17 protein-coding genes are annotated in these 18,356 nt (G+C 44.7%); 7 read left to right on the top strand and 10 right to left on the bottom strand.

Annotated elements, in window-relative coordinates:
* Positions 1 to 314 precede the first annotated feature (314 nt).
* From AAA943_RS03640 to AAA943_RS03630, 3 genes are all read right to left on the bottom strand, one after another.
* Positions 315 to 2,303, bottom strand: coding sequence for a M56 family metallopeptidase (locus tag AAA943_RS03640; protein ID WP_338222895.1), 1,989 nt, complete (start codon positions 2,301 to 2,303; stop codon positions 315 to 317).
* Positions 2,300 to 2,674 carry a BlaI/MecI/CopY family transcriptional regulator gene (locus tag AAA943_RS03635; RefSeq protein ID WP_338222894.1) on the bottom strand — a complete coding sequence of 125 codons (375 nt, stop codon included), beginning with the start codon at positions 2,672 to 2,674 and terminating at the stop codon, positions 2,300 to 2,302. The genes AAA943_RS03640 and AAA943_RS03635 overlap by 4 nt, the downstream gene beginning before the upstream one ends.
* A 106-nt stretch (positions 2,675 to 2,780) precedes the next feature.
* Positions 2,781 to 3,584, bottom strand: a complete 804-nt coding sequence (locus tag AAA943_RS03630) for an SDR family NAD(P)-dependent oxidoreductase (RefSeq protein ID WP_338222893.1) — start codon at positions 3,582 to 3,584, stop codon at positions 2,781 to 2,783.
* A 157-nt stretch (positions 3,585 to 3,741) separates the two neighbouring features.
* On the opposite strand from AAA943_RS03630, the gene AAA943_RS03625 reads away from it, so the two are divergent.
* The 5 genes from AAA943_RS03625 to AAA943_RS03605 all read left to right on the top strand — a co-directional run bounded on the left by AAA943_RS03625 (position 3,742) and on the right by AAA943_RS03605 (position 7,636).
* A complete protein-coding gene (locus tag AAA943_RS03625) occupies positions 3,742 to 4,851 on the top strand; it encodes an alkene reductase (RefSeq protein WP_338222892.1) in 1,110 nt (369 codons plus the stop codon).
* Between the two features lie 52 nt (positions 4,852 to 4,903).
* A complete protein-coding gene (locus AAA943_RS03620; RefSeq protein WP_338222891.1) occupies positions 4,904 to 5,650 on the top strand; it encodes an NRDE family protein in 747 nt (248 codons plus the stop codon).
* 11 nt (positions 5,651 to 5,661) lie between these two features.
* Positions 5,662 to 6,633, top strand: a complete 972-nt coding sequence (locus AAA943_RS03615; RefSeq protein WP_338222890.1) for a YpdA family putative bacillithiol disulfide reductase — start codon at positions 5,662 to 5,664, stop codon at positions 6,631 to 6,633.
* A gap of 77 nt (positions 6,634 to 6,710) precedes the next feature.
* The gene (locus AAA943_RS03610) at positions 6,711 to 7,178 is read left to right on the top strand and encodes an antitoxin Xre/MbcA/ParS toxin-binding domain-containing protein (RefSeq protein ID WP_338222889.1); all 468 of its coding nucleotides are present in this window, start codon (positions 6,711 to 6,713) and stop codon (positions 7,176 to 7,178) included.
* Entirely contained in the window at positions 7,178 to 7,636 is a 459-nt protein-coding gene (locus AAA943_RS03605; protein ID WP_338222888.1) for an RES family NAD+ phosphorylase, read from the top strand. Before AAA943_RS03610 ends, AAA943_RS03605 begins: the two co-directional genes overlap by 1 nt.
* Positions 7,637 to 7,870: 234 nt before the next feature.
* On the opposite strand, the gene guaB is transcribed toward AAA943_RS03605, so the two are convergent.
* From guaB to AAA943_RS03585, 4 genes are all read right to left on the bottom strand, one after another.
* A complete protein-coding gene (gene guaB / locus AAA943_RS03600) occupies positions 7,871 to 9,349 on the bottom strand; it encodes an IMP dehydrogenase (RefSeq protein ID WP_338222887.1) in 1,479 nt (492 codons plus the stop codon).
* Between the two features lie 143 nt (positions 9,350 to 9,492).
* A complete protein-coding gene (locus AAA943_RS03595; protein ID WP_338222886.1) occupies positions 9,493 to 10,260 on the bottom strand; it encodes a hypothetical protein in 768 nt (255 codons plus the stop codon).
* Positions 10,238 to 10,690, bottom strand: a complete 453-nt coding sequence (locus tag AAA943_RS03590; RefSeq protein WP_338222885.1) for an ABA4-like family protein — start codon at positions 10,688 to 10,690, stop codon at positions 10,238 to 10,240. Before AAA943_RS03590 ends, AAA943_RS03595 begins: the two co-directional genes overlap by 23 nt.
* A 252-nt stretch (positions 10,691 to 10,942) precedes the next feature.
* Entirely contained in the window at positions 10,943 to 12,130 is a 1,188-nt protein-coding gene (locus AAA943_RS03585) for an RsmB/NOP family class I SAM-dependent RNA methyltransferase (protein WP_338222884.1), read from the bottom strand.
* Between the two features lie 89 nt (positions 12,131 to 12,219).
* Here AAA943_RS03585 and prmC point away from each other — a divergent pair, with 89 nt between their 5' ends.
* Together prmC and AAA943_RS03575 are read left to right on the top strand one after the other, a co-directional pair.
* Positions 12,220 to 13,059 carry a peptide chain release factor N(5)-glutamine methyltransferase gene (gene prmC, locus AAA943_RS03580; protein ID WP_338222883.1) on the top strand — a complete coding sequence of 280 codons (840 nt, stop codon included), beginning with the start codon at positions 12,220 to 12,222 and terminating at the stop codon, positions 13,057 to 13,059.
* 22 nt (positions 13,060 to 13,081) lie between these two features.
* Positions 13,082 to 13,471, top strand: coding sequence for a DoxX family protein (locus AAA943_RS03575; RefSeq protein ID WP_338222882.1), 390 nt, complete (start codon positions 13,082 to 13,084; stop codon positions 13,469 to 13,471).
* A gap of 570 nt (positions 13,472 to 14,041) precedes the next feature.
* Here AAA943_RS03575 and AAA943_RS03570 read toward each other — a convergent pair.
* The 3 genes from AAA943_RS03570 to AAA943_RS03560 are packed head-to-tail and all read right to left on the bottom strand — an operon-like array spanning position 14,042 to position 18,351.
* On the bottom strand, positions 14,042 to 16,486 hold the full coding sequence (locus AAA943_RS03570) for a TonB-dependent receptor (RefSeq protein WP_338222881.1): 2,445 nt from the start codon (positions 16,484 to 16,486) through the stop codon (positions 14,042 to 14,044).
* Positions 16,487 to 16,495: 9 nt separating this feature from the next.
* Positions 16,496 to 17,218: a superoxide dismutase gene (locus AAA943_RS03565; RefSeq protein WP_338222880.1), complete on the bottom strand. Its 723-nt coding sequence runs from the start codon at positions 17,216 to 17,218 to the stop codon at positions 16,496 to 16,498.
* Positions 17,215 to 18,351, bottom strand: coding sequence for a chromate transporter (locus AAA943_RS03560; protein ID WP_338222879.1), 1,137 nt, complete (start codon positions 18,349 to 18,351; stop codon positions 17,215 to 17,217). The genes AAA943_RS03565 and AAA943_RS03560 overlap by 4 nt, the downstream gene beginning before the upstream one ends.
* Between the last annotated feature and the right edge of the window lie 5 nt (positions 18,352 to 18,356).

Genomic DNA, 18,356 nt, shown 5'->3' with positions numbered 1-18,356 from the left:
GAGTCCTGCTGGTTATGGTTTCAAAAAGTACCAAAGACAGGTCGAATACCAACCCGGAATTCCACTTTTGAAAGGTAGGATGCATCAAAATCAAGGTGTCAAGGGCAGGAACCCTACTCCATCATGCTGAATCCCACATACACCCAATTAGCTCCTGTTCTTTCAGGTTAGTCTCAAAAGTTAGCAGTAGAAAGTTGACATTACCATGATTTAGAATTCGGGTAAAAAAAATTGGGTAATGTGGCAAAAAAGCTCATCAACCATAAAAAAACCTGTCCAATCGGACAGGTCTTTTTAAAGCAACAACACAGGGTTTAATTATTCTCTTTGGCTTTTTGGAGCTCTTCTTTCAGCAGCATCTGAAACTCTTCCATTTTGGCTTTGTGCTCTTTTTGCCAGATTTCCATTTTTTTCTGGAATTCCTCCAACTTGGGCTTTTGGGCTTTTTCCCATTCCTTCATTCTCGACTCGAACTCTTTCAATTTGGGTTCCTGAGCTTCTTGCCATGCCTTCATTTTTGCCTCAAATTCTTTCATTTTAGGTTCATTGGCCGCTTGCCATTCTTTCATCCTAAGCTCGAAATCCTTTATTCTTGGCTCGAATTCTTCTTTAAATCTCGCCTCCCATTCGGCCATTTTAGCTTGTCTCTCCTGCTCATTTTCTTTCCATTTTTGCTCCCAATCCTTAGCCCGAAGTTCGGCCTCCCTGGAAAATTCTTTGGCCCGAAAAGCCATTTCCTTTTGCAACTTTTCTCTTTCCTGAGGGGTCATTTTGGTAGTATCTCCACCTGCCCATGCTCCAGCAAAGGCAGATTGGAATTCAAACGCCATGGGGAAATCAGGAAAGGGAGGCATGGCCATAGCTTCCATTGGGAAGGGAGGAATTTCCTCAAAACCTGGGATATTCACTTCGAAATCAGGCATTGGAACCATTTCCAATTCCATCGGGAATTCAGGTGCTGGAGGAAAATCCAAATCAGGTATGGAACTAGTTTCCAGATTCTTTAATTTTTCAAGTGCAGCCTTGGTTTTTGGACTTAGAGGTAAAGTATCCCCTTCGTAGATCAACCGATCTCCATTGACTTGATAAACTTTACCATCATCAGAAGTGATTATCATAGTGTTTTTCCCATATACTTCAATGGTCTCTTGAGTCTTGCGATCAATGTAGGTTTTGATGGTTGTATCCTGAGGTGTGATTGGAACAAAAGAAGAACTTAATGGCAACTCTTCGGAAGCAAGCTGAGGCGCCTCCGGAGACTTGGGCGTGTCTTGTTGGGCAGAGGCCATCAGCCCAAGGCTGAGAAATGCAGTGAGTAGCATAGGAATGGAAATTAGCGGGGTTTGTGGATAGTTTTCAGTGGAATAGCCGAGAATACGCTTGATTCTCAGTAGAGTTGGATTTCGTTTTTTGCCAGCGGTAAGCGAAAGTTCGGGGGTGTTTTCTCTGGTGAAATTGATAACCTCCGCCAGGCTCGTTGCCAGAACTTTTGGCTGAATGCCCGACTTCAATGCCAAATCATCAGCTGCATTTTCCCGGAGTTCTTTGACGGTCTGACTCATCCACCAATAGCAAGGATGAAAGAAGAAAATTACTTCCAATCCTGAGAGCAGCAGGTGGACCAAGTAATCGTTTCGCTTTACATGAGCAAACTCGTGTGCAAGAATGGCTTCAAGTTGGTGGGGAGTAAGGTGAAAAACCAAAGCAGCTGGCAAGAGGATTACCGGCTTTAAGGTGCCGAAAGTCAAAGGAGATTGGGCCTTGTGATGAGTTCGTAGTTCAAACTTCCTTTGGATTCCCAGTTTCTTTGCTATCCTTTGGGCCACTTGCTGAGTCTCGAAATCAAGTAAAACTGTAGATTGCTTTCTCAGGCTACGTATTTCCGAGAGGCTATTTGCCAATCTAAAAACGAAAAGCAAGGCCCCCAAAAACCAGAAATTAACCAACCAAGTCAGATTGGTTTCTATCCAAAAGGAGGTTTGGGTCATCCAGCTTTCCAAGGAAATCTCCTCACCTACCTGCTCCTGATAGACCTTAAGGGTAAAATCCTCAGGTAAGGAAATGGAAGCCGCTGCTTCCACTTGAGACCATTCATAGACGAAAGTCAGGCCTACCGAAAAGAAGGAAACCATAAGGGCCGCTACCGCTAGCCCATACTTTAGGGCAGGAGTGGAGCTCTTTGCCAGTCTGAGTACTAAGGCTAGTAACCCGGCTATTAAAATCAACTGCCAAACTGAGTGGACTAAAGTCCATCCCAGCGCATTCAAAAGAGGTTCTGAAATCCAATCATTCAAAAGGTTCATGCGTTATCGTTTTCAAGGTTGTCAAGAAAGGCTCGAATTTCATCAATCTCGGCTTTGGAAGGCTTCTCCTGTCCCAGGGCCTGCATGACCAAAGTACTTGTACTTCCTCCAAAGGCCGTGGTCATCAGATTTTTCAAAAGGGATTTTTGTGTGTCTCCCTGCTTGACCAAAGGACGATAAATATGTGTCCTACTCGCTTCGTCCCTTTCCACCATGCCCTTGGCATGCATGATCTGCATGATTTTCAGTGTGGTGGTGTATCCGGTATCCTTCACTGCGGCGAGCCGCTCGTGAATCTGCCGGACACTCGCTTCCTTCAATTGCCACAGCAAGGAAAGGATCTCCAATTCAGCTTCGGTAGGTTTGTTCATGCGAATAATACGATTGCTTTCGTACAAAGTTATACGAAGAGCATCGTAATATCAAAATTAAATACGATTATTTTCGTATTAAAAAGTGTTAATATCTGAAAGTAGGCTACTTGCGAAGTTTTTTGAGATTTTCCTCCCCTTTTTTTTCCAGAGGTTTCCGAAAAAACTCCCCGATTATCGGCCAAGTCCCTGCAATTTTGGCCAACCAACCCCTGGAAGTAGGGAGGGCCATTTCTGGTTTGGGCTTTTCCATCAGCCTGAAAATGGCTTGAACCACGTCCTCAGGCTGTAAAACCGGCCCCGATCCACTAAATGTCAATTTGGCCTCCTCTGGATACTGGAGCTGAAGGTCCAGCATCGGAGTGTTTACCAAATCAGGACAAATGACGCTCACCTGCACACCAAAGGCCTTCAGCTCTGCTGCCACAGCAAGAGAAAATCCACGGATGGCAAATTTGGAGCTCACATACAAGCTCAGTCCCGAAACAGGCGCCAAACCTGCCAAAGAGGAAACATTGATCACATGCCCAAATCCTTGGGCCTTCATCTCCCTACCCACAATCGTAGTCCCGAGAATACTTCCTTTGGTATTGATATCCAGATGATAATCGATATCAGTCAAGGCATAATTCACCAAAAATCCCGGACGAATAACTCCTGCGCAATTGATCAGATGAGAAATGGGAAAGCTCCATTCCTTGGCAAGGACTAAAGCCCGATTCCAGGTTTCAGAATCAGAAACACTTCCAACCAAGAGTTTGATTCGCTCTTTCTCCCCAAACTCGTCTTTTAGCTCATTTTCCCTGATATCGATCAAAATCATCGGGATCTGAGCCTGATAACATTTTCTGGCCATATGAAGTCCGATGCCGCTAGCCGCGCCTGTCAGGATAAGGAGAGAGGGTCTCATAGTTTGGATAAAATAAAGGGAAAGGTGTACATAGACCGGGTTTTTCTGAATCGATTGGATGCCAGCGCAAAGTAATTTAGAAAACTTCTCCCAAACCTGAACTTTGACTAGCCGGAGATAGTTGTATATACATTGAATTTAGAAACCAACGACTATCATGAGTAAAACACAAGCGCTTTTGCAGCCAATTGAAGTGGGAGATTTAGCTTTAAAAAATCGGGTTTGGATGGCCCCAATGACCAGAAGTCGGGCTAACAATGCGGAAAACAAAGTTTTTGACATCCACGCCAACTACTACCGTCAGCGAGCCTCCGCAGGACTGATTATTTCGGAAGGATCTCAGATTTCGCCAAGAGCGGTGGGCTACATTAACACTCCGGGAATTTACTCAGAGGCTCAAACTGAAGCCTGGAAGCAGGTCACACAAGCGGTGCATGAAGAAGGCGGAAGAATTTTCATCCAGCTATGGCATGTAGGCAGAATGTCCCATCCGGACTTTCATGGAGGAAAACTACCCCTCTCTGCCTCTGCGACTAATCCCAACTCCAAGTCATTCACACCGGAAGGATTTAAGGAAACGGTGACTGCCAAAGAGATGTCTTTGGAAGAAATCAAAGAAACCATTCAGGATTTTAAAAACGGTGCAAAAAATGCGATGGAAGCAGGCTTTGACGGTGTGGAAATTCATTCCTCTAATGGGTATCTGCTGCATCAGTTTTTCAACTCCACTTCAAATCATCGGACCGATGCCTACGGGGGAACCATTGAAAACAGAGCCCGAATTTTATTTGAAGTGATCGATGCCATCAAAGAAGTCATGCCGGAAAACCGAATTGGTGTTCGTTTGAATCCTTCCTTGCACGGAGTTTTTGGTATGACCATGAATGAGGAGACTATCCCTACTTTTGATTACATAGTTAACAAACTCAACGGGTACAATTTGGCCTACCTTCATCTTTCGGAGCCTTTCACCGATGTCAGCAAGCTGGAATTTGCGGAGCCGAATATCGCCAAGCGCTATCGCCCGATTTACAAAGGCACTCTGGTAATCAATAGTGCTTTTGACCAGGAAAAAGGCAATCAGATCATCGAAGAAGGATTGGCAGATGCTGTGGCATTTGGCAAACCCTTCATTTCTAATCCGGACTTACCTGAGCGTTTTGCTTCCCATGCTCCTTTGGCAGACTGGGATCAAGACACCTTCTACACTCCCGGAGAAAAAGGATACACAGATTATCCCAAATTGGAACAAGAAAAAGTTGGATAATCACCCAAGCAGAGGTTGCCTAAGCGCAACCTCTTTTTTTTACCTTTAAGCCATGTGTCTAGTAGCTATAGCCTGGAAAGTCCACCCGAACTTTCCTTTACTTATTTCAGCCAACCGGGATGAGTTTTTTGACCGCCCTACGTCTTCCCTTCATCAATGGGAAGAGGGCTGGTATGCTGGCAAAGATTTAAGAGGAGGCGGGACTTGGATGGGGTTTCATCCGAATGGAAAATGGGCCTTATTGACAAATTACAGAGATTTTCCCCAGAAAAATGAAGCTCGCATCAGCCGGGGAAAGCTCGTCACGGATTTTCTTCACTCCCCTCTGTCCCCCGAAAACTACCTGGATCAGGTTTGGGAAAAAAGGGAACTTTTTGATGGATTCAATCTACTCACTGCTGAAGGAGACCGGCTTTATTATGTGAGCAATTATGGGAAAGGACCCCAAGAAATCCTACCGGGAATTCATGGGCTAAGCAACGGGCTAATCAACGACCCTTGGCCAAAGACTGAATTGGCCAAAAAACAGCTCATGGCTGTACTTCCTGACCCAAATCCGGAAATCCTGCTAGATATCCTCAAATCCGAAGAAAAATACCCTTGGGAACTATTACCCGAAACAGGAGTTCCGAAAGAAATGGAAGAAAGCCTTTCGGCACAGCTGATCCGGATGCCTCCAAATTACGGTACGGTCTCTGCTACTGCCGTATTAAGAGACCCAAAGGGCTATACCCAATTGAAAGAACGTCGTTTTGCCTGGGACTTACACCAATTCAGCGAAACAATGGTACAATTCTAACCAAATACCCAATGCAAACTATCAACGACCTGATCATCATCGGAGGAGGACCAATTGGCTTGGCCTGCGGAATAGAGGCCCAAAAAGCAGGATTGAATTACCTGATTCTGGAGAAAGGGGCGCTTTGCAACTCGATCTACAACTATCCGGTGAATATGACTTTTTTCTCCACCTCCGATCGACTCGAGATGGCAGGAATTCCCTTTATGTCGGTGGGGGCAAAACCTACCCGAACAGAGGCCTTGGAATATTATCGCCGGATTTACTTTCATTTTCAGCTGAAAGTCAATCTTTACGAGGGGGTAGAGACTCTGAAAAAAGAAGGATCAAACTTCCACATTTTGACTTCAAAAGGATCCTATCTCACCCGAAAGATCGTTTTGGCCACAGGATTTTATGACCTGCCCAATCTGATGAATGTGCCGGGAGAAGACCTGCCCAAAGTGCTTCACTATTATAAAGAGCCCTGGCCGTTTATTGGTCAAAAAGTACTGGTAGTCGGTGGGGCCAACTCAGCAGTAGATGCAGCTTTAGAATGCTGGAGAAAAGGGGCTGAAGTGAGTATGGTCCTGTTGGGAGATGAGGTAGATGATAATGTGAAATACTGGGTGCGACCGGATATCATGAACCGCATCAAGGAGGGTTCAATCAAAGCCTTTACCAACTCAAAAGTCAAGGAAATAAAGACGGATGAAGTGATCATTTCCACACCTCAAGGGGAGGAAAGGATTGCCAATAATTGGGTACTAGCCATGACCGGTTACAAACCCAACTTTAGCCTTTTGGATCAGTTGGGGGTAGAATTAAGCTTGGATGAAAAGAGGCAGCCCTGCTACGATCAAGCCAATCAGGAGTCCAATGTGCCCGGGGTATATCTGGCAGGGGTAGTTTGCGGAGGCCTGAATACACGGGAGTTTTTTATAGAAAACAGTATCTCACATGCAGAAGCCATTGTAAAGGACATTGTGTACAAAAGCACCTAAACTATTGCAAATAGGATAATTGAAACTTGCAAATTCAATTAATATGTGTAAATTTAATGGAGATCAATTCTAAAGCTATGAGCCAGACTTGGAAGATTCGATTTTCAGACGCAGAGCCTGAAGAAATTGAAGTCGGGAACAGTCCCTACCATTTTTTTCAGAGCTCACCTTCGAGAGTCAGTGATCCCGCAGAATCTTACGGGGCTGTCTTGGATTTCCATGAGACAGGGCGGTTTTTCGATTTCTTGGACTTTACTACTCATGACATTGCCGAGGTAATGGAGATAGATCCAAGCACCCTTTTCCGCTGGAAAAAGGAAGACCGAAAGCTCAGCAGGGCACTTACCAAAAATCTCTTGGAGATAGATCAGATCATTGCCAAAGGGGTAAGGATTTACGGGACTGAAGAGCTTTTTTCCCAGTGGCTTCAGACTCCCAATGCTGGTCTAGGCAATCAAAAACCTGCTTATCTCCTTAAAAACCCCTACCAAATCACCCTTGTAGATCAGGCTTTGGAGGCGATATCCTGGGGTAATATCCTCTGATGAGGTACTTTCGACTGATCGAAAACCTACCCGGGAGAAACTCTCTCGGCTATGGATTGGGACCGGGCCGATGGAATCCTTTTGGTACTCCGATGATTTATGCCTGTTCGGTTTCAGCCTTGAATTTTTTGGAACTGCTCAGTATCAAGGGGCCCATAGTCACTCAAAGCCATTGGAAGCTAGTTCTGATTGAAATTACCGGAAGCATACCTGATCTAGATCCTGAGACTTTGGCTCCCGATTGGAAAAACAGACCCTATCCGAGAAGTACTCAGGAATTCGGAGGAAAATGGGCGAAAAGCATGCTCTCTCTTTCCTTGAAGATTCCTTCTCGCCGTTTGCCTTTAAGCAGCTATCCCGACGAACATAATCTCTTGATCAATCCACTCCATCCTGACTTTTCATCTCGAGTCACGGTCTTCGGGGAATGGGATGTAAGTTTTGAAGTCAATCAGTAGAAACGGAAAAACCGATTGCTTATCGCGTCCGGGTTGGAAAATGGTAAAGTTGGAAGGCTAGGATGTCAAAGGATGGTTAGAGTTCCATAAAATCCCGGAAACCCAAAATCATAGCTCTGGAATCTTTTCCCTAGACAAACCAATTGGAAAAAGAAGTGAGAAAACAGAAGACAAGGGAGCGAAAACGAAAAAGCCCTTCGGTAAGGAAGGGCCTTTTTGGAACCATCAGAAATCTTAGGATTTGATGCTGTAGTTAGGTGCTTCACGGGTGACGCTCACGTCATGCGGGTGCGATTCCTTCACCCCTGCAGCAGTGATTTTCACGAATTTCCCATTTTTCTGTAGGTCCTCGATGGTTTTGGTCCCGCAGTACCCCATTCCAGCCTGCAATCCTCCTACCAACTGATACAACACTTCAGAAACCAGTCCTTTGTAAGGCACACGGCCTACAATACCTTCAGGTACAAGCTTTTTGATATTGTCCTCTGCATCCTGGAAATAGCGGTCTTTAGACCCGGATTCCATGGCTTCCAAAGAACCCATGCCCCGATAGGATTTGAATTTTCTACCTTCAAAAATGATCATCTCTCCGGGAGCTTCTTCGGTGCCGGCAAGCAAGGAACCGATCATTATCGAGCTTCCTCCTGCTGCGACGGCTTTGACCAAATCTCCGGAATAACGAATTCCTCCATCGGCAATGACCGGTACTCCCCGATCTTTGAGTGCTTCCGCGCATTCAAAAACCGCAGAAAGCTGAGGAACCCCCACCCCGGCAATCACCCGTGTAGTACAAATTGAGCCTGGACCTACACCGACTTTGACCGCATCGGCACCTGCGTCCGCCAAGGCAATGGCTGCTTCCGGAGTAGCAATATTGCCCACAATGACTTCAAGATCCGGAAAAGCTGCTTTAATTTTTTTACATGTATCGATTACTCCCTTACTATGTCCATGGGCTGTATCAATAGAAACCACATCTACTCCAGCGCTTCTTAGCGCCTCTACTCGCTCCACGATATCGGCAGTCACTCCGACAGCAGCACCCACTCGAAGCCGGCCATACTCGTCTTTGCAGGCATTGGGCTTATCTTTTCTCTTGAGAATATCTTTATATGTGATCAGCCCGGTCAGCTTATAGTCCTCATCTACGATGGGTAGCTTTTCTATTTTATACTCCTGGAGAATCTCCTCAGCTTGTTCCAAAGAAATCCCAGACTTGGCGGTAATCAGATTTTCACTGGTCATGATCTCCCGAATCAGTCGGTTTGGATCTTTGATGAATCGAAGGTCACGATTGGTGATGATTCCCTTCAGGACTTTGTGCTCATCTACCACTGGAATCCCACCAATATGAAACTCGCGCATGATGGACTCGGCATCTCTCACTCTGGAGTTGATATCCAAGGTAATCGGATCGAGAATCATGCCTGCCTGACTTCTCTTTACCTTTCGGACTTGAGCAGCCTGCTTTTCGATGGACATGTTTTTATGGATAAAACCCAATCCGCCTTCCAAGGCAATGGCAATAGCCAACTCTGCCTCAGTTACGGTATCCATCGCAGCTGAAACGAGGGGGATGTTTAATCGGATTTTTTTTGTTAGCCAGGTGGAAGTATTGGTGTCTCTGGGGAGAACTTCGGAATAACCTGGGACGAGAAGCACATCATCGTAGGTGAGGGCTTCGTAAAGGAACTTCGAGGAGTTTGGATTCATGGCAAATATCGGTTATAGGTAACCCTATTTGCCCGTCAAAGGTACAAACAAAAACCATTGCAGCGCTAGCCAAAAACAAAAATTAATGTGGATTCCCGGCTTTTTATAAAGCTTAAATAAAAGAAGCTTTGGAAAATAGGCCTTTACCCTATTCCCAAACCCTTGCCCAAAAGAGCCAATACCAGAAAAAAAAGACAAAACAGAAAGTAAAGAATTGCTATCCCCAGGATAGGAATTGGTCTTTCCCGGAATACAAACCATCCGATCAGGGGTAAAATTTGTAAGGCATGAATACCCAGAAAGTGAAAAACCCGCAAATCCCCGTAGTTCAAAGCCCAACCCAAAAGAGGAATTCCTTCCTGACCATCGGCTGCGCCAACAGTATGCTGATGTAAGCTCACCATCAGAAACCCTTGATATCCTGCGATCAAAAAAATCAGCAATCCCAGCCTCAAACCCCATAAATAGCCTTGGGGAAGGTGTTTTGCATTCCAAAGCTTGATCAAAACCCAAATCACCACCAACGAATTGGCTGTAATTGCCAACCCCATCAGCCCAAAAAGAGCTCCATCCAATGAGGTATCATTATTGAAATGGGATATTTTTCCCTGAGAGGCCTGATAGGTAATTATGATTAACTCAATCAGCATCAAGGTCCAGGTGAGCCAGGAAATTTTTTCTACCCAGCGAGAATCTTTTACCTCTTCCATAATCCAACCCATAGTCCAAAAATAAATGGCAATAGACAGGAAGAATTTGGCAGGCTTCATCCACACGGACTGACCTAAAAGTTCACGGGGATCAACAAGAGGAAGAAAGAGTAGAAAAGCACCAAGAAGGAGACACAAAGCTCCAGATTTGGCCAAGAGGCCATTTCTCCGACTAAGCTCAGTGTACCAGGTTCTCCACATAAGGTTCCTGAGGAAACTTTCTCATGTAAAAAGCGCGGATAATCACATATAGCAAAAGACCTGTAGGCCCCATCATAAAGGTCAGCAATAGACAGGGAAGCAGGACCCATCGATTGATCGTCCGGCGGTCAGCATCATGACAGATCCACATTCCGACAAAAAGATCAAAGACCAAATAATGAATCCAGCCTGCTAAAACAGCTTCATCGTTGGAAAAAAGGAGCTTGACATTGGCCAGAGAATCAAAACCCCCTTGCGGCTCTTGGCCCAAGCCTTTCAGGATGAAGTATAGATAAATCAAAGCCAAAACGGGGAAGACAAACGAAAACAAGGCCCGATAAACCCATCTTTTTTGGTAAAGGACGAATAAAAAAACCCAACAGATAAAAGCTACTGAGTTGGCAAAAGAAAAAATCAGCTCCAGGTTCATAACTTAAAATTTGATTAAAATTAAAAAATAAAGACCTGAATTATAAAGGAATAGGGGAAATATTTGTGAGAGGAAAAGGAAGTCCGATGCCGGATGTCCGTTGCCCGGTGAGTTGGAAGAGGTGAGTTGGAAAGTGGTAAAGTTGTAAGATTAAAGTTTAGAAGGATATTTGAATCTGTTGCAAATCAAGTTATCCAAAATCGTAAATCGCAAATAAGGGGATATTGTCAGATGGTGGATGCAAAGAACAAATCACTTCCTCTGCAATCGGGCAATGTAAAACCCATCGAATCCGCTTTCTTGAGCCAAGACCTTTTTGTCCTCAATCAGCTCAAAATCTTTTCCTGCTTCACTTTGGAGAAACTGCTTGACCTGCTCTTCATTTTCAGACGGAAGGATGCTACAAGTTGCGTAGACCATCTGTCCTCCACTTTTTAGCATGGAGGGATAGGTCTGAAGAATCTCCTGCTGGGTTTGACGCACTTTTTCTATGGACTCCGGAGAAAGCTTCCATTTGGTGTCCGGGTTTCTTCTCAGGACTCCCAAACCCGAACAAGGCACATCCAAAAGCAGTCGGTCAGCCGATTCCTTAAGTCGCTTGATGGTTTTCGTTCCTTCGATGAGTTTGGGTTCAAAAATAGTCACTCCGTTTCTCCTTGCCCGCAACTTGGCCTGCTGTAGCTTCCACTCTTCCACATCCATAGAAATGACCTTACCCTTGTTTTCCATCAGGGCAGCCAGATGCAGGGACTTCCCCCCTGCTCCGGCGCAGGCATCAACCACCCGCATTCCCGGTTCTACAGCCAAGGCATCGGCTACCAGTTGGGAACTGGCATCCTGAACCTCAAAAAGTCCTTCTTTGAAGGCTGAATTTCTGAAGACATTTTGTCTTTTTTCCAGAATCAATGCATCTGGATATCCCTTGATCATGTAGGTATCTATCCCATCTTCAGCTAGACGATTTCTCAACTTTTCCCTGGAAATCTTCAGGGTATTGACCCGAAGGACCACTTCAGCCTCTTCATTGAGTGCATGGATTTCCGCATCCCATTTCTCTCCGAGCTCCTCTTTCCCCAAGTCTTGGAGCCAATCCGGAATCGACTCCAATAGAGCTGGATTACTTAGCGACTCGTATTTTTCTTTGATTTTTGCGGGATTGAGCTTTTCAAATTCCTCCCAGGGTGGAAGTTCATTTCCCTGCATCAGCCAATAAGTTCCAAACAAATCCCAATACCCCTTGGAAGGACTCAAATAGTTGATCAGCCTCCACCAGCGTACCATCTCATAGGTCGTTTCTGCAATAAACGAGCGGTCTCTTGCCCCCCATTTGGGATTGGACTTGAGCGTTCTCTCGATTACTTTATCTGCATATTGACCTTCTTCAAAAATCGCTTCCAGTGCGGTATGCACTCCCCGGATGGTATTGTTGTGTAACTTCATGACTGAAAATTGTTAGGCAAAGGTACAAGGAAAAATTTTGATGCTGGGGTTTGTGATCTTTTCTCCGAAAAAGCATTTTAACTTTGGCTATGCCTATCTCCTATCTGGACTTTTCCCGTAAACTTGCCGCTCAACTCCAACTCTACCCGGAGTCTGAGGCTCTAAATCTGGTGGATTGGTTATTGGAGTATCATTTTGGATTGAAAAAGGTGGATTTTTTGAAATTCATGGAAGAAAAGGATTTACCGGAAGCCTTTTGGCAGGACTTTGAAAAACTTCAATCCGGCGTGCCAATTCAATACATTCTTGGAAAGGCTCCATTTTACGGAAGGGATTTTTTGGTCACTCCAGATACACTTATCCCTAGAAATGAGACCGAAGAGCTTGTCTACCTGATCAAAAGCCAAAATCCTCAAAGCGGACTGCGGATTCTAGATGTCGGAACCGGAACGGGTTGTATTCCGATTACTCTCTCTTTGGAGATGAAGGCCCCAGAAGTCTATGGGGTGGACATTTCCAAAGAAGCCCTACAAATCGCTGAGAAAAATCGGGACTTGCTTCATGCCAAGGTAAGTTTTTCCCAGATCGACATTCTCAACCAAACGCCTGACCTGAGAGATCTAGACATGATTGTGTCCAATCCGCCTTATGTGCCGCTTTGGGATAAGGAAGAGATGCACCTAAATGTAGTGGATCACGAGCCTCATTTGGCCTTATTTGTGCCGGATTCGGACCCGCTTATTTTTTATCGGGTCATCGGCGAAAAGGGCAAAAACCTGCTCAAAAAAGGGGGGCGTTTATATTTTGAAATCTATGAAAAAGCTGCTGAGGAGATCCAGAGTCTTTTGGAAAAACAAGGATATGACCGAGTAACTATCCATAAAGACCTTAATGGAAAAGACAGGATGCTATCTGCTGTCAAACCTTAAATTCAAAAAAAACTTCGTAGACATGAATAATAAACTAGCTCAGGACTTGGGTCTTCTGCTTGTTCGGCTTCTTACCGGAGGGATGATGCTGACCCACGGCATTCCGAAAATCGGCCGACTGCTTGGAGACGGGCCGGTTCGCTTTGCGGATCCTTTTGGTTTGGGACCCGAAATCAGCCTATCCATGGCTATTTTTGCCGAAGTGATTTGTTCAACACTGATTATTCTGGGTTTCAAAACCCGCTGGGCGACGATTCCATTGATGATTACTATGCTTGTGGCGGCATTTTATGCCCATTGGGATGATCCCTTCGGCAAAAAAGAATTACCTCTCCTTTACTTTGCCGCATTTTTGGGACTTCTGCTTAGCGGGGGAGGAAAATTTTCGTTGGATGGGATAAAAAGAAAATAAAAAAGCCGATCATTTCTGATCGGCTTCGTAGTAGCGGGAACAGGACTATTATAAATCATTGATTTACAGTATCTTATTAACCATGGAGGACAAATAAGGGGACAGACTCATTTTGGCGGAAAAAATTTAAATCCATTTGAATTTATTTTAATCTTGCTCTCAAATTCATTCCAAAACTAAGATTTATGAGGCATTCTAAAGGCTTGAATCTTGGAAGATTTTTTCTTTTTGTTGTTTAGGGCTGAAAACCTAAAGACTTCTGTTGGGCATTTGCCGGAATCAAACAATCTAATTTTGAATGTTCCGTCGGTTAGCCAAATTTCAGGCATTGGAAATTTAACTTATTTGAATTATTTCAAATTTCAATCCTCGAACAATTCGTATGGTACGAGAGGTACGAAGTGTACGAACTGTACGAGTTAAGCATTTTTCTTTTTGCTGTTTAAAGGGCTTTCACTGAGATCTCTAAATCCTAAATTTAACTAGGTGATATTTGAGTTTTTTTTCAGAAATGCATCATTGACTAAAAAAAAGTTCAATAAAGAAATGATTTCTAATTTCAATTAAATTTCAATCATTCCTGAACCTATTCTCCATTAATTTCTCCCGGAAAGAGCCTCCAAAGGTATAGCCAAGTGTCAGCATGACCGCTCTGGTGTCCAACTTAAAGACACGGCTAAAATCAAAGTTGTCGTCCGAAGTAATAAACCCATATTCCTGAGTATCGAAGATATCCGTGACAGTAAGTCCTAGCCTACCTTTACCCTTCCAAATATTCTGCTGGAAGCCCAAGTCAATAAAATACACGGCCACAGATTCTCCTTGAGGAATGGCAGTGGGAGAGGTATAATTCGCAATAAGCTGAAGCTTGCTAGTTGGAGACAGCGAGAAATTATTGATCAACTTTGAGTACCAGCTCGTTTGCTGCACCAACAACTCAACAGTGGACTCATTTTCCTCAATAAGTTGCTCAAATGCGGAGAAACTGAAATTCAAATTCCAAAATGGAAAAGGCGAATAGGTAGCGATTAGTTCTGCACCATAAGTCCTTGCATTTCCAAAATTCATAGGCTGTGTAAAAGCTACTCCATTTTCGTCCAGGGTAGTAAAGGGAAATATGGCGTTATTCCTAATCCGGTAAAAGCTGCTCAGCGATAGCGAAAGCCGACTGATGTTGTAGTCGTAAGTTAGATCCATCGAATGGATTAATTCCGGTTTCAGGTAGGGATTACCTGAGCGCTGATTCAGGGAATCTGTGATATCAGTAAATGGGCTGAGCTGCCCCAATCCGGGACGATTGATCCGTCGGCCGTAGCTCAGTTTTAAGGAATTCTGCTTCGGTGTAAAAAAACTTATGCTGGCGGATGGAAAAAGGTTAAAATAGTCATTTCGGAAATCAGTGGATCCATCGGGGGTCTCCCCTGTATTCCAAACCTGCTCCGCCCTAAGGCCTACATTGTACTTCCATCGTGCTTGCTGTTCGGAGCCGATAAATCCTGAATACTGAGCATAAACAGCATGAATCTGTTCATTGAAAATGAAAATATTGGTATTCAACGAATCAATTACAAACTCACCATTTTCCTGGTTTGCTCTTTCATAATCGGCATTGAGGTATCGGATGATTCCTTTGTATCCGGTTTCTAACAGGCCCTTACTCCCAAGAGGCTGGATGTAATCTCCTCCCAGGTTAAACAGGTTGGTTTTTTGATACAAGTGGGTGCGCTGCAGGAAAATATCACTTTGCGGATCATCTTGTTCAGATAAGTTTTGTGAAGAGATGTCGGTATTTTCCCGGTCGTTTCCGAAGGTGTTGCTAAGGGTAAAGAGGAGCGATTTTTCAGGATCATCAAAACGTTTGGAATACCGTAGGGAAAAATCCAGGGCACGACTCCTCCTGATCTCATTGGAATGTCGGAGGTTTCGTCCAGAAAAATTCCCCTCTGAGGTTTGGGAGTTATTTGTTAAGGTTTCGCTGTTGTCTTCGCCCGGAAAAGCAAATAATGCTTCCATGCTAAGCGAATTTTTCTCGTTGATCTGATGATCCACGGTCACCTTTGCATTTTGGTAGAAAATCAGCCTTTCATCAAACCTTCGTTGAGTGAGGTAATAGTCATCCGCCAATTCATAATTGATCCGGTCCCCTTTTACGCTTCGCGTTCGGGTGGTGTACCAATTATCATAAGCCAGTCCGAAGTTCCACTTATCTGTTTTGTGATTCAGGAGCGTGGAGAAGTTAAGACGATATCGATCTCCGACTCCGGCGCCTACAGCCAATGCACCATTGGTGCCCTCGTCTTCATTTTTTTTCAGAATGATATTGATGACTCCACCCTCGGCGTCTGCATCGTATTTGGCGGAAGGGTTATTGATAATTTCGATCCGATCGATGCTACTGGCCGGAATCCGATCCAGTTGAGCAGATCGATCAACTCCTGTTATTCCTGAGACCCGACCATTAATGAGTGTCAGCGGACTTTTTCCTCTCAGTGTTATTCCTCCATCTGATCCTACCAGTACACCGGGCATATTTCGAAGCAAATCTGCTGCTGTACCACCAATCTGTGTAAGATTATCAGAGGCACTCACCACAAATCCCTCCTCCGTCTTTTGAATCATTTCCCGCATCGCCGTGACTTCTACCCCACTCAACAGCTGGTCATCTTCCTGCATTTGTATTTCCCCCATATCAATCAAAGAACGGGCTGAGGAAAGTGAAAGAGGAAGTTGCTTTTTCACATAACCCACCATTTGGAAATTCAGCGTGTAACTGGCAAACGGCAGGTTGTTCAACGTGAAATTTCCCAGGCTGTCGGTGATTTCACCGCTAACAATCTGAGATGAATCAGATTCCAGAGTCAGATAGACATTGACAAACTCCACGGCAATAGTACCGCTTTTGACTGTTCCACTGATCGTTCCGGTGCTTTGTGCCCATGAAATGAAACATGCGGCATTCGAAAGAAGGATTGTCAGAACCAGGCGCAGATTGGTGTAGGTCAGATTTACTTTCATTGAATCAAATTATCCAATCTTTTTGGCTGCGCTAAATCGCTCAGCCACATTATCCCAATTGATTATCGGGAAAAGGTTGTCAACAAATTCCGCCCGCCTGTTTCTGTATTTGAGGTAGTACGAATGCTCCCAAACATCGATCACCAAAATCGGAATCACTCCCCACTGCGTCAGTTTTTCATGATTTTCGCATTGCAGCACGGTGAGTTTTCCGGTAGAAGGATGATAGCCCAGAATACCCCAACCGTTTCCGTCTACGCCTTTGGAGGTTTTGGAAATGAGTAATTTGAGTTTATCGTAGGATCCAAAGTCTTTTTCGATCTGCTTGATCAATTCACCTTTCGGATCCGATTTCTGGTTGGTGAGATTCGTCCAAAAAATCGTGTGAAGGATATGAGAAGATAAGTGATAGGATAATTTCTTTGTCCAGTAATCCACCGTTTCCACATTGCTTTCATCGAGGGCTTGCTGAATCATCTGCAAATCCTTATTGGCCGCTTTCACCGCATCCCCATGATGGAAAGTGTAGTGCAAATGCAAAGTTTCCTCATCCATGTGGGGCTCCAGGAAATTTTCATTGTAGGGCAAGGATTGGAGCGCAAAATTACCCTGCGTGTCAGTCAGTTTATCCATTCCGCTCTGTTCGAGGCTGGCAGAGAAAACACTGTTTGAGGGAAGAATTGAGGCTCCTCCGATGATGGCTGTTTTCTTGAGAAAATCTTTTCTGTTCATAATAGTAACTTTAACGTGATCCCGATAAGGGCAGCCACTGCAATAATGAGTGGTTCTTGGAGTTTTTTAAACTTAAATAAAATCGCAATAGTGGCCAATGCAATTAGTAACATCGGCAAATCGGTGATTGTTCTTTTACCCAACACCAACACAGCCCCTGCAATAGCACCAATTGCTGCGGCTGTAACACCATCTACAAAGGCTTTGATCGCGGGATTTTTTCCATACTTCTTGAAATACGGAGCCGGAATAACGGTGAAAAGGTAACAGGGAATGAATGTAGCAAGCGCGGCTACACAGGCCCCGGGAACACCTGCGACCAGATAACCGATAAATCCTACCGTGATCACAACCGGGCCCGGTGTAATCATCGCTACCGCTACCGCATCCAGAAACTGCTGTTCATTCAGCCATTCATATTCCTTGACCACACCCCCGTAAAGAAATGGTATGATAGCCAGTCCGCTCCCAAAAACAAAAGCCCCTGCTTTGGTAAAAAACCATGCGATCTCCCAAAGTTTGGATTCTGTTGCTATCGGCTGAAGCTGCACGAGTATCATAGGAAAAACGCCATTGGCACCTGAATTCAGCCATTTTGGGGGAGCTTTGGCAAACCAAACCGCAATACCTGCCGACAGAATTACCCACAAAATTTCCTCTTCGGTAATAAAAGTAGTCACAGCCAATACTATGAATATCGCCCACAACAACCTGTCACTCCCAATGCTCTTCAGGGTAAGTTTGTAACTGCTCATTGAGATGATGCCGATCACCGCAGCGCCAACTCCGTAAAATACAGCCTGCATCCAAGGAAGACCTCCATAGGATACATAGGCAAAGCCGATCGCCAAAACCATCAAAAACGAAGGCAGCACAAAGGCAATTCCAACCAATGTTGCACCCAGCAAACGGTAATGAACGAATCCCAGATAGATTGAAAGCTGTGCTGCGAGTGGTCCGGGTGCAAGTTGGGAAAGCGCAAGTCCTTCTTTGTAATCATCTTCGCTAATCCATTTTTTCTCTACGACCAGATCGCGGTGCATATAGCCAACCAGAGCCACAGGCCCTCCGAATCCCCAGGTACCCAATTTTAAGAAATAGACGATTAGATCCTTTAAAGTGTAAGTGGGCATTTTTA

It is taken from the genome of Algoriphagus confluentis, assembly GCF_036245625.1.
Classification (GTDB): Bacteria; Bacteroidota; Bacteroidia; order Cytophagales; family Cyclobacteriaceae; genus Algoriphagus; species Algoriphagus confluentis.
This window is presented reverse-complemented; position numbering and strand designations above follow the sequence as displayed.

Coding starts and splice junctions, on each gene's coding strand:
- AAA943_RS03565 (WP_338222880.1), bottom strand. CDS start 17,218: ATGAACAGAAAAGATTTTCTCAAGAAAACAGCCATCATCGGAGGAGCC.
- AAA943_RS03620 (WP_338222891.1), top strand. CDS start 4,904: ATGTGTCTAGTAGCTATAGCCTGGAAAGTCCACCCGAACTTTCCTTTA.
- prmC (WP_338222883.1), top strand. CDS start 12,220: ATGCCTATCTCCTATCTGGACTTTTCCCGTAAACTTGCCGCTCAACTC.
- AAA943_RS03635 (WP_338222894.1), bottom strand. CDS start 2,674: ATGAACAAACCTACCGAAGCTGAATTGGAGATCCTTTCCTTGCTGTGG.
- AAA943_RS03640 (WP_338222895.1), bottom strand. CDS start 2,303: ATGAACCTTTTGAATGATTGGATTTCAGAACCTCTTTTGAATGCGCTG.
- AAA943_RS03595 (WP_338222886.1), bottom strand. CDS start 10,260: ATGTGGAGAACCTGGTACACTGAGCTTAGTCGGAGAAATGGCCTCTTG.
- AAA943_RS03560 (WP_338222879.1), bottom strand. CDS start 18,351: ATGCCCACTTACACTTTAAAGGATCTAATCGTCTATTTCTTAAAATTG.
- AAA943_RS03570 (WP_338222881.1), bottom strand. CDS start 16,486: ATGAAAGTAAATCTGACCTACACCAATCTGCGCCTGGTTCTGACAATC.
- AAA943_RS03590 (WP_338222885.1), bottom strand. CDS start 10,690: ATGAACCTGGAGCTGATTTTTTCTTTTGCCAACTCAGTAGCTTTTATC.
- AAA943_RS03575 (WP_338222882.1), top strand. CDS start 13,082: ATGAATAATAAACTAGCTCAGGACTTGGGTCTTCTGCTTGTTCGGCTT.
- AAA943_RS03630 (WP_338222893.1), bottom strand. CDS start 3,584: ATGAGACCCTCTCTCCTTATCCTGACAGGCGCGGCTAGCGGCATCGGA.
- AAA943_RS03625 (WP_338222892.1), top strand. CDS start 3,742: ATGAGTAAAACACAAGCGCTTTTGCAGCCAATTGAAGTGGGAGATTTA.
- guaB (WP_338222887.1), bottom strand. CDS start 9,349: ATGAATCCAAACTCCTCGAAGTTCCTTTACGAAGCCCTCACCTACGAT.
- AAA943_RS03615 (WP_338222890.1), top strand. CDS start 5,662: ATGCAAACTATCAACGACCTGATCATCATCGGAGGAGGACCAATTGGC.
- AAA943_RS03610 (WP_338222889.1), top strand. CDS start 6,711: ATGAGCCAGACTTGGAAGATTCGATTTTCAGACGCAGAGCCTGAAGAA.
- AAA943_RS03585 (WP_338222884.1), bottom strand. CDS start 12,130: ATGAAGTTACACAACAATACCATCCGGGGAGTGCATACCGCACTGGAA.
- AAA943_RS03605 (WP_338222888.1), top strand. CDS start 7,178: ATGAGGTACTTTCGACTGATCGAAAACCTACCCGGGAGAAACTCTCTC.